A 9,435-nucleotide genomic window follows, 5' to 3' on the forward strand; every position below is an offset into this window, starting at 1 on the left:
AAGACGACTTTCTCCAGATAGCACCTTCAGAGATGTTGCTACTCAAGAGATTAGTAGAATAAGAGATATTAGAGATGTAACCGAGGCAGTAAGAGAGCTCTTGCAAAATAAGCAAGTCACCACAACAATACAGGAAGTTTTGGCTGATATTATAACCCAAATTTCAACAGATAATGAAGTGGAAGGCGAGGTTTTGGCAGTTGAACCTAGTGATGTTGCAATCATGCCAGAAGCAGTAGGTACCCCAGAAACCAGCTTTGTAGCGAAAGAACTTGAAAGAAGAAAACAAGCTGAAGCTGAACTAACTATATAAAATAGTAAAATTAGTTGGCTCTGTAACGAAAGAAACTATTATTTAAACAAAAAGGTTATTTCAATTTTTACTAACTTATTTTAAATAAAAAAATTATTTTTAATAGTAATAACATCAACTCTAATATCATGTGCTCACCCTAAAAGTGAATTAGGTATGGCAATAGTATTTGATACAGTAGAGCCTATTGCTATATCATCTAATAAAAAAGCAAATAAAGTTGGTAAGGCCTGTGGTAAAAATGTCTTAGGTATTGTAACTATGGGAGATATCTTTATAGATACAGCTAGAAAAAATGGCAATATTTCTTCAGTAGATAAAAGTGTTAAAGGTCATATTTTAGTGGCTGACGTTTGTACTATTGTTAGAGGAACTAATATCTATTACAGATAGTTCATTAGGGCTATCTGTAATGCCGCATTACTTACTCTAAGCTTAATTGCTAGCTAGTTAGTAGGGCTTAATTAGTAAGAAAATATAAAAAATATTAAGTGAAGTTAATTGGTTAAAATGTTTTTTAGTTTAAGCTAATTCAATATAATAAATATATATTTATTATATTGAAAATAACATAATCATAAACTAAATAGACTCAGCTGCAGAAATAATTTCTACTAATTCTGTAGTAATTTTAGCTTGTCTAGTTCTATTATATTGCAGATTTAAACGCTTGATTAAATCAGTGCAATTATTAACCGCATTATCCATAGCTGTCATTCTTGAGCCTTGCTCGGAAGCAAAGGTTTCTAAAAAAGCTTGAAATAATTGAATAGATATATTTTTAGGTACTAAATTATCTAATAATTTTTCTTTATCTGGCTCATAATCATATTCTAAGCCATCATCTTCGCTAATGTCGGAAATTTCTGCTGGTATTAAGCCTAGCTCTTTTGGCTCTTGTGCAATTGCTGAACTAAAAAATGGATAAATTATCTTACATATATCAATTTCAGCTTTAACAAACAAATCAACTAACTCCTCACTTATTTCTTTAGCATCCTTATATTGAATAGCTTTTGAACTAAAGCCTAATTGATGCTTGAATATGTTGTTAGGACAAATATGTTTTAGTTGATCGTTGGCCTTTTTACCAATTAACCAAATCTTAACTTCTAAACCTTGATTCTCATATTCTTTCTTTTTAGCAACGATGAATTTTACTAAATTGGTATTTAAACCACCACATAAGCCTCGATCAGAACTATTTAAAATTAATAAGATTCTCTTTGGTTCTAAAGCGCCATAAACTACAGAGCGCTCTAAATTAGAACTCTGAGCATTTGCTTGTTTTGCGATAATTTCTGCTAATGTATCACTGTATAATCTAGCTTTTTCTGCTGCTTCTCTTGCCTTCCTTAATTTAGAGGCAGCAACCATTTTCATTGCTTTTGTTATTTTTTGGGTTTTGTTAATTGACCCAATTCGTGATTTTAAAGCTTTTAAATCCGCCATTACTTACCAAAATTATCGCTAAAACTTTTAATATAAGCGGTTAAATTTTCTTTCAACCCATCAGAGATTTTTTGCTCCTGCTTTAATTCTGTTAAGAATTCTGGCTTATTAGCTTTTATATCACTAATTAATTCTTGTTCAAATTCAATCACCTGATCAACTTCTACCTTATCTAAGAAGCCATTTACACCTGCAAAAATCGAAATAACCTGCTCTTCTACTTGATATGGCCTATATTGACTTTGTTTTAATAATGAAGTTAATCTCGCACCTCTTGCAAGTAATTGCTTAGTACTTTCATCTAAATCAGAGCCAAATTGAGCAAAAGCTTCCATTTCTCTATATTGAGCTAAATCTAATTTAATAGAACCAGCTACTTGCTTCATTGCTTTTATTTGTGCAGCAGAACCAACTCTTGATACAGATAAACCAACATTTAAAGCTGGTCTAATACCTTTGTGAAATAATTCAGATTCTAAGAAAATTTGTCCATCTGTAATTGAGATTACATTAGTTGGGATATATGCAGATACATCTCCTGCTTGAGTTTCAATCACTGGCAATGCAGTTAATGAACCAGCTCCTTCTTCATTTGACATTTTTGCCGCTCTTTCCAATAAACGAGAATGTAAATAAAACACATCACCAGGATAAGCTTCACGCCCTGGAGGACGACGCAATAATAAAGACATTTGTCTATAAGCAACAGCCTGTTTACTTAAGTCATCATATGCTATTAACGCATGCATTTTATTGTCTCTGAAATATTCACCCATAGCACAACCAGTATATGGTGCTAAAAATTGCATAGGTGCAGCATCAGATGCTGACGCCACTACTACAATTGAAAATTTCATCGCTCCGGTTTCTTCTAGAGTTTTCACGAGTCTTGCAACAGAAGATCTTTTTTGACCAATTGCTACATAAATACAGTATAATTTATCCTTATCTTCACCAGATTCATGAATTGGAATTTGATTAATGAAAGTGTCTAAGATGATGGCAGTTTTTCCTGTTTGCCTATCACCAATAATCAATTCTCTTTGTCCTCTTCCAATAGGAATTAAGCTGTCAATCGCCTTGATTCCTGTTTGTACAGGCTCATGCACTGATTTTCTAGCAATAATACCAGGAGCTTTTATTTCTACTCTGGAAGATTTTGTTGTTTTAAGGGGGCCTTTACCATCAATTGGATTTCCCAATGCGTCTACTACTCGGCCAAGTAACTCTTTTCCAACTGGAACTTCTACAATTTGCCCAGTTCTTTTCACACTTTGTCCTTCTTGCACAGATCTATCGTTACCAAAAACAACGATACCGACACTTGAATCTTCTAAATTCAAGGCCATACCTTTGACACCACCTTCAAACTCTACCATTTCTCCAGCTTGCACATCGTCCAAACCATAACATACAGCAACCCCATCACTAACTGATATAACTTCACCAACTTCGGTTGATTCAACTTTATCAGCATATTCAGAAATTTGCTTTCTTAAAATATCTGATACTTCTGCAACATTAATGTCCATTTTTTACCTAAACTATTATTTTAAAGTTATTAATTTTTGACTCTCATTTTCAAGAATATTTAGCTTATTTGCTAATGAACAATCTATCATTTTAGAACCTATTCTTACCGCAAAACCTCCTAGTATTTTTTTGTCTATAACATTTTGCGCTATAATGTTTTTGTTAAATTTTTGTGCCAGCAATCCAACAATTTGTTCTAATTGTTTTTTATCTAAATTTACTGCACTATAAATATTTGCTTCTAATTCATTGTTTTCATGCTGAATTTTAAGCTTAAAATTTGCTATAATATCAACTAAAATATAGAGCCGGTTATTATCTATAAGCAGGGCTAAAAACCTCTCTGTTAAGGAAGAAAAATTGGCATTATTAGTTATTATTTCTACAAGCTGTCTTTTTCTTTTTTCAGGTATGTTGCAGTTAGTGATGATCGCGTGCGCTTTATTGTCACTTTCTATCAACGCAGTCAAAAACTGAAAATCTGACCAGATTTGTGCAACAGCTTTTTCTTCCTTGCTCTGTTCATACAGGGCGCTGCTGTATTTTTTGGCTAATATTTTTTTATTTAAAATTGTTTTAGACATATCAAGCAAAATTTTACTAGCTTTTATTACCTTAAATTATAATAAATTACAAGCAAAACTATAGTTATTTTTGAAGTTATACCAAGTGCTATTTATTAGGATGATTTTATTCAATTGGTTTTGCTCAGATATTTTACTTTAGAATTGCAGGAGTAGCAAATGCTAATGCAAAATTCTAAAGTGAAATTTATGGATAAAAATTGCAGAAGGAAATTAGCTTTAAAGCGGGGATTTGCTATTACATAAAATTTATTGGGTCTACTTCGACTTTTACCGCTACTTGCTTTAAATTATCCAATTGCTCTTTAATTGGTTTAAATATATCGGCAGCAGACTGTTCTTTTCTTAATTTTAATAAAATTCTATAACGATATTGATTGCGTAAAAAGAACATTGGCGCCGCAACAGGACCAAGCACATTTATATCCTTTATTTTGCGCAAATATTTTGCTAATTCTTGTGCCGTGCTCTCGGCATTATCTTTTTGCTTAGAGCTGATAATTAAAGCTACTAATTTTCCATATGGGGGTAATTTATATTTTTCGCGCTTAGTTAGCTCCTTATCATAAAATTTTTCCAAATTATTATTTAAGATGGCTATTAAAAAGCTAGTATTTGGGTTATATGCTTGAATAATAACTTTGCCTTTACCCTCTCTTCCTGCTCTTCCCGAAATTTGATTTAATAGTTGGTACATTTTTTCACTGGAGCGTATATCTGTGATGTCACCAATATCTCCATCGATTACACCAACTAAGTTTAAATTTTTGAAGTGATGCCCTTTAGAAACAATTTGAGTGCCAATAATAATATCTATTTCATTTTGCTCTATTTGTGTGAAAATTTCCTTTACTTTGTTTAAATTCTTGGTTTCTTCACTGGTAATTAGCGCAATTCTTGCTTGAGGAAAGTTTTTTTGTACTTCCTCTTCTATACGCTCAACCCCCGGACCATAAGAAACGAACTTATTCTCTTCTTTGCATGATGGGCATGTTGTTACATTTGGCATTTTAAAATCACAATGGTGACAGATTAATTGGCCAGTTTTTTTATGCTCAACTAACCAGCTATCACAGCTTTGACATTTAAACCTGTAGCCACAATGAGTACAAATCTTTAAGGGAGCGTAGCCTTTGCGGTTTAAAAACAACATTACTTGCTCTTTTTTAGCTAATTTAAGGGTGATTTCTTGCTTTAAATATGCACCCAACCACGAGCCTTTTTCTAAGCATTCTTTTTTTAAGTCAGTTATATCTATTTCTGGTAAATTACCTGCAAAACGCTCAGTTAATTGAATATAGTTATATTTACCTGTTTTAGCATTGCGATAAGTTTCAAATGAAGGTGTGGCAGAAGCTAATATAATTGGGATATTTTCTTTATAGGCTTTAACTATGGCCATGTCTCTGGCGTGATATGCTGGTTGTTCTTCCTGCTTATATGAAGCATCATGCTCTTCATCTAAAATAATTACTTTGAGATTTTTAAAGGGTAAAAACAGAGCAGATCTAGCGCCAATAATAACTCTAATATTATCGTTATTTAAAGCCTGCCAAATACGTTTTTTGTCTTTTTGACTTGTGCTAGAATGCCATATATTGGGCTCAATAGAGAAGCGTTTGTAAAATTTATCAATAAATTGCTTAGTTAATAAAATTTCAGGTAGCAAAATTAAAGCTTGGCTTTTTGGCTCGACAAGTAAATTCGCAATTAAATCTAAATATAGTTCAGTTTTACCAGAACCAGTTATACCATGTAAAAAATTTACTGAGAATTTGTTTGCTGTAGCTTTATTTTTTAGCTCAGTTAGAGCATCAAGCTGGGCCTTGCTATAATCTGCTTTGCAAAAATTAAGCGTTTCAGGGTCGATTATTGGGTCTTTCTTTCTGACTTTACTGTTTAAAATATCTTTATGAGGTAAAATTAAACTTAAAACCTGATTTAAATGGGCAACATAATATTCAGAAAAATAGAGCATAAAATCTCTATATTTTTTACTGTATAAATTTTTAACCAGAATATTAGAAATTTGTTTTAATTTCTCACGTGGAAAATCAATATGTTTAATTTCAGCAAATACCAGACCTATTTTAGTTTGCTTGCCAAATGGAACTACAACTAAATCACCAATATTTGCCTCAGAATTAAGGTAGTAAAAATCTTTATTTAAATTAATTGGTAAAATAACTTTGTAAATTCTGTCCATTTATTATATAAAAGTTCTAAGATTAAAATAATAGATTATGCCCATATCAAAACTACATAAAGAAAAAAAAGCAAAAAATTACATGATGTTAGCTTTATTAATAATTTTTATGACAATTTTAGTCACTATAACTTTTATCCGCTTTGGAAGTTAAGTGTAGGATGAAAAAACCAAAACAAGCATTTTCATTAATTGAACTATCTTTAGTAATAACAGTTATAGCTCTGTTAACTACAATAGTTATTGCAACAAAAAAAACTTTGCACAATGCAAAAATTATTTCTTTTATTAACCAAATAGAAACAAATAAGCTTTCATATGAGCTATTTATTGATAAATTTGGTGCTCCGCCAGGTGATATTACCAATGCTAGTAGTTTGTTTACAGATGCGGTTGATGCAGGAGATGGGAATGGTTTTATTGATTACGCTTCTTCTTCTACCGCTGAACCTGCTATAGGTGCTGCGGAGAGTAACGCAGCTTGGCAACATTTAAAATTATCTGGTCTGATTACAGGCAATTTTTCTGGTGCTTTGGGCGGTTCTGTAGGCGTAACTTATCCAGAATGTAAGTTGTTACAGGATTGTTCACTTCATTTTTCTAGCGTGAATATTCACGCACAAATGGCAAGAGAGCAAAATTATTTAATTACTGCGCAAAATTCTACCACATCTTTTGAGACTATCTCAGCAAAAGATGCTTATAATATTGATTATAAAATTGATGATGGTTTACCCTATAATGGCTGGGTTAATGGAGTTTCTACCGCATCTAATTGTTCAGAAGATTTAGATTTAACTTGGTCATCAAATTTAGATAATGCTAGTTACCTTGCCTCTTCTTCCACTAGTTGCATTATGATTTTTACTTTAGATTTAGATAATTTTAGTTGGCAATAAAATGAATATTTTGAGCAAATTAGAACAAATTACCATAGCCTGTAAAGAGCGTAAATTGAATTTAACTAAAGACAGATTAGAAACTTATAAATTAATTTGCTCAAGCAACAAGCCCTTAAAAGCATATGATTTGCTTAAGCAGTTAAAAATAGCTAAGCATAATGCAGAGCCACCAACTATTTATAGAGCCTTAGAATTTCTTGAAAAAAACAGCTTTATTCACAAAATAAATATTTCAAATTCTTACTTTGCGTGTAGTCACTTTGAGAACAAACATTCTTGCCAATTATTTTTATGTAGCAAATGTCATGAAGCAAAAGAGTTTTGTAATGAAGAAATAACTTTAAAGCTGGACCAAAAAGCTCAAGAAAACGATTTTATTACTAAAAAAATTTCAGTCGAGATATTAGGGATTTGTAGCAAATGCCAGAATTAAAATTATTTCAATTAAATAATGTCTCTTTTCAAAAAGAGAGAAATCAGATTGTTGATAAGATCAGCTTTTCGTTAGAGAAGAATCAACTAGCAACGATTATAGGGCCAAATGGAGCTGGAAAGACCACTATATTGAAACTAATTATTGGCTCAATTAACCCTACTAGTGGTAATATTTGGAAATATAAAAAATTGAAAATAGGCTATGTGCCGCAAAAGCTAAATTTATCTAGCTTTTTACCTATAAGAGTTAGTGAGTTTTTAACTTTAAATAAACTAACTATAGATAAGGAGTTAGTAGAATTGATAAAAATAGAAAGCTTATTAAATCATAGCTTTAGTAATTTATCAGGTGGTGAATTACAAAGAGTATTACTGGCTAGAAGTCTTGCCATAAAACCAAATTTATTAATCCTAGATGAACCTGATCAGAATCTTGACTTGATGGGTCAAAATGAATTTTTTGATTTAATAGAACGGGTACATAGAAAATACAATCTAGCCACTTTGATTGTATCGCATAATTTGAATATGGTAATGGCAAAAACAACTAAAGTTTATTGTATTAATAAGCATATTTGTTGTGCCGGGAAACCTGAAGTTATTAAGAATGATCCAAAGTTCACAGAGATTTTTGGTAAAAAATTAGCAATTTACGAGCATCAACATAATCATAAGCACCAATAATATGTTAGAAGATTTTTTAGTTAGAACAATAATAGCTGGTTTTTTGCTCTCATTAGTTGCAGGCCCAATTGGCTCTTTGATTATGTGGCAAAAAAAAGCTTATTTTGGTGACTCTTTGGCCCATGCAGCAATTTTAGGTATAGCGATATCTTTATTTCTGGGCATAAATTTAAATTTTGCAATTATTTTTGTGTTAATAAGTTTTGCTACAATATTAATATTCCTAGAAAAGCAAGATACCATCCCAAGTGACACAATATTAGGTATTTTAGCTCATTCTTCATTGGCTTTTGGTATGGTTTTGATATCTTTCAAGCAAAATCTATATTTTGACTTAGAAGGCTTCTTATTTGGTAATATTTTGTCAGTAAGCAAACAAGATATATTACTTATGAGCATTGTAACTATAGTAATTATGTGTTTGCTTAAATTGTTCTGGAGTAAGCTAATTCTGATTTCTTTGAGTCAAACTTTAGCTGAAGCTGAGTTAGGCAAAAATATGCACCGCATTAAAGCTGGATTTGCACTAATACTGGCTATATTTGTAGCTTTAAATATTAAGATAGCTGGTATTCTATTGATAAATTCAATGCTAATCATCTCAGCTGCAACAGCAAGACAATTTGCTAATTCGGCTTTACAAGTTGCATTAATTGGCTCTTTCATCGCTTTGTTAGCTGTTGCATCTGGCATCATATCTTCTTATTATATTGATATTCCAACCGGCGCTACCATTGTAGCCTCACTGACAATATTATTTATATTTTCATTATATTATAAGTTAATAATTAAATTATTTAAATAAGCTTTTTTTAGCTAATGAGGAAAGTTATTTGAGCAACAAATTAGTTTATCATAACTTATAAATTTTGCTGGCAATAAACTCTTCACCGCTTATTTTACCCTTAAAACCTCTCAGCTAATTTTACTATTTTATCTAGTTTTTTACTTTAACTATATTTTATCTGCCATTAGGTTGCGCTCCTCTTGCTTCTTCTTGTGCTTTTTGCTCAGCTAGCCTTGCGACATGAGATAGATCTTGCATGATTGCAACATCACTAGGTGCAACTGCTAAAACCTCGCCTTCCACTTCATTATCTGTTGAAATTTGGGTTATAATATCAGCCAAAACTTCCTGTATTGTTGTGTTGACTTGCTTATTTTGCAAGAGCTCTCTTACTGCCTCGGTTACATCTCTAATATCTCTTATACTACTAATCTCTTGAGTAGCAACATCTCTGAAGGTGCTATCTGGAGAAAGTCGTCTTATCTGCCCAACTAATCAATTAGATAGTTCTGCTTTAGAATATAATGAGTTTTGGTGAT

11 protein-coding genes are annotated in these 9,435 nt (G+C 31.7%); 6 read left to right on the forward strand and 5 right to left on the reverse strand.

Annotated features, from left to right (window positions below; all coding sequences use genetic code 11):
- Both HOH73_02180 and HOH73_02185 read left to right on the forward strand, forming a co-directional pair.
- Positions 1–313 (forward strand): hypothetical protein (locus HOH73_02180; GenBank protein ID MBT5827668.1); only part of this gene is annotated, 313 nt, incomplete at its 5' end.
- A 156-nt stretch (positions 314–469) separates the two neighbouring features.
- Entirely contained in the window at positions 470–706 is a 237-nt protein-coding gene (locus tag HOH73_02185) for a hypothetical protein (GenBank protein MBT5827669.1), read from the forward strand.
- 189 nt (positions 707–895) lie between these two features.
- Here the strand turns inward: HOH73_02185 and atpG are convergent, their stop codons facing one another.
- From atpG to priA, 4 genes are all read right to left on the reverse strand, one after another.
- Complete coding sequence (gene atpG, locus HOH73_02190; GenBank protein ID MBT5827670.1) at positions 896–1,765, reverse strand: ATP synthase F1 subunit gamma; 870 nt, start codon at positions 1,763–1,765, stop codon at positions 896–898.
- Positions 1,765–3,297 (reverse strand): F0F1 ATP synthase subunit alpha, encoded by a 1,533-nt coding sequence (locus HOH73_02195; protein ID MBT5827671.1) that lies wholly within the window; start codon positions 3,295–3,297, stop codon positions 1,765–1,767. Before HOH73_02195 ends, atpG begins: the two co-directional genes overlap by 1 nt.
- A gap of 15 nt (positions 3,298–3,312) precedes the next feature.
- On the reverse strand, positions 3,313–3,882 hold the full coding sequence (gene atpH, locus HOH73_02200) for an ATP synthase F1 subunit delta (protein ID MBT5827672.1): 570 nt from the start codon (positions 3,880–3,882) through the stop codon (positions 3,313–3,315).
- A 238-nt stretch (positions 3,883–4,120) separates the two neighbouring features.
- The gene (priA, locus tag HOH73_02205; GenBank protein ID MBT5827673.1) at positions 4,121–6,088 is read right to left on the reverse strand and encodes a primosomal protein N'; all 1,968 of its coding nucleotides are present in this window, start codon (positions 6,086–6,088) and stop codon (positions 4,121–4,123) included.
- A 161-nt stretch (positions 6,089–6,249) separates the two neighbouring features.
- Between priA and HOH73_02210 the strand changes: the two genes are divergently transcribed.
- The 4 genes from HOH73_02210 to HOH73_02225 are packed head-to-tail and all read left to right on the forward strand — an operon-like array spanning position 6,250 to position 8,914.
- Positions 6,250–6,987: a prepilin-type N-terminal cleavage/methylation domain-containing protein gene (locus HOH73_02210; protein ID MBT5827674.1), complete on the forward strand. Its 738-nt coding sequence runs from the start codon at positions 6,250–6,252 to the stop codon at positions 6,985–6,987.
- Position 6,988: 1 nt separating this feature from the next.
- Positions 6,989–7,423: a transcriptional repressor gene (locus tag HOH73_02215; GenBank protein MBT5827675.1), complete on the forward strand. Its 435-nt coding sequence runs from the start codon at positions 6,989–6,991 to the stop codon at positions 7,421–7,423.
- Positions 7,411–8,109, forward strand: coding sequence for an ATP-binding cassette domain-containing protein (locus HOH73_02220; GenBank protein MBT5827676.1), 699 nt, complete (start codon positions 7,411–7,413; stop codon positions 8,107–8,109). The genes HOH73_02215 and HOH73_02220 overlap by 13 nt, the downstream gene beginning before the upstream one ends.
- A 1-nt stretch (position 8,110) precedes the next feature.
- Positions 8,111–8,914 (forward strand): hypothetical protein, encoded by an 804-nt coding sequence (locus HOH73_02225; GenBank protein ID MBT5827677.1) that lies wholly within the window; start codon positions 8,111–8,113, stop codon positions 8,912–8,914.
- A 156-nt stretch (positions 8,915–9,070) separates the two neighbouring features.
- On the opposite strand, the gene HOH73_02230 is transcribed toward HOH73_02225, so the two are convergent.
- The gene (locus tag HOH73_02230; protein MBT5827678.1) at positions 9,071–9,277 is read right to left on the reverse strand and encodes a hypothetical protein; all 207 of its coding nucleotides are present in this window, start codon (positions 9,275–9,277) and stop codon (positions 9,071–9,073) included.
- Positions 9,278–9,435: the final 158 nt, after the last annotated feature.

This window comes from Alphaproteobacteria bacterium, from assembly GCA_018667735.1.
In the GTDB taxonomy this organism is placed as follows: Bacteria; Pseudomonadota; Alphaproteobacteria; order Rickettsiales; family JABIRX01; genus JABIRX01.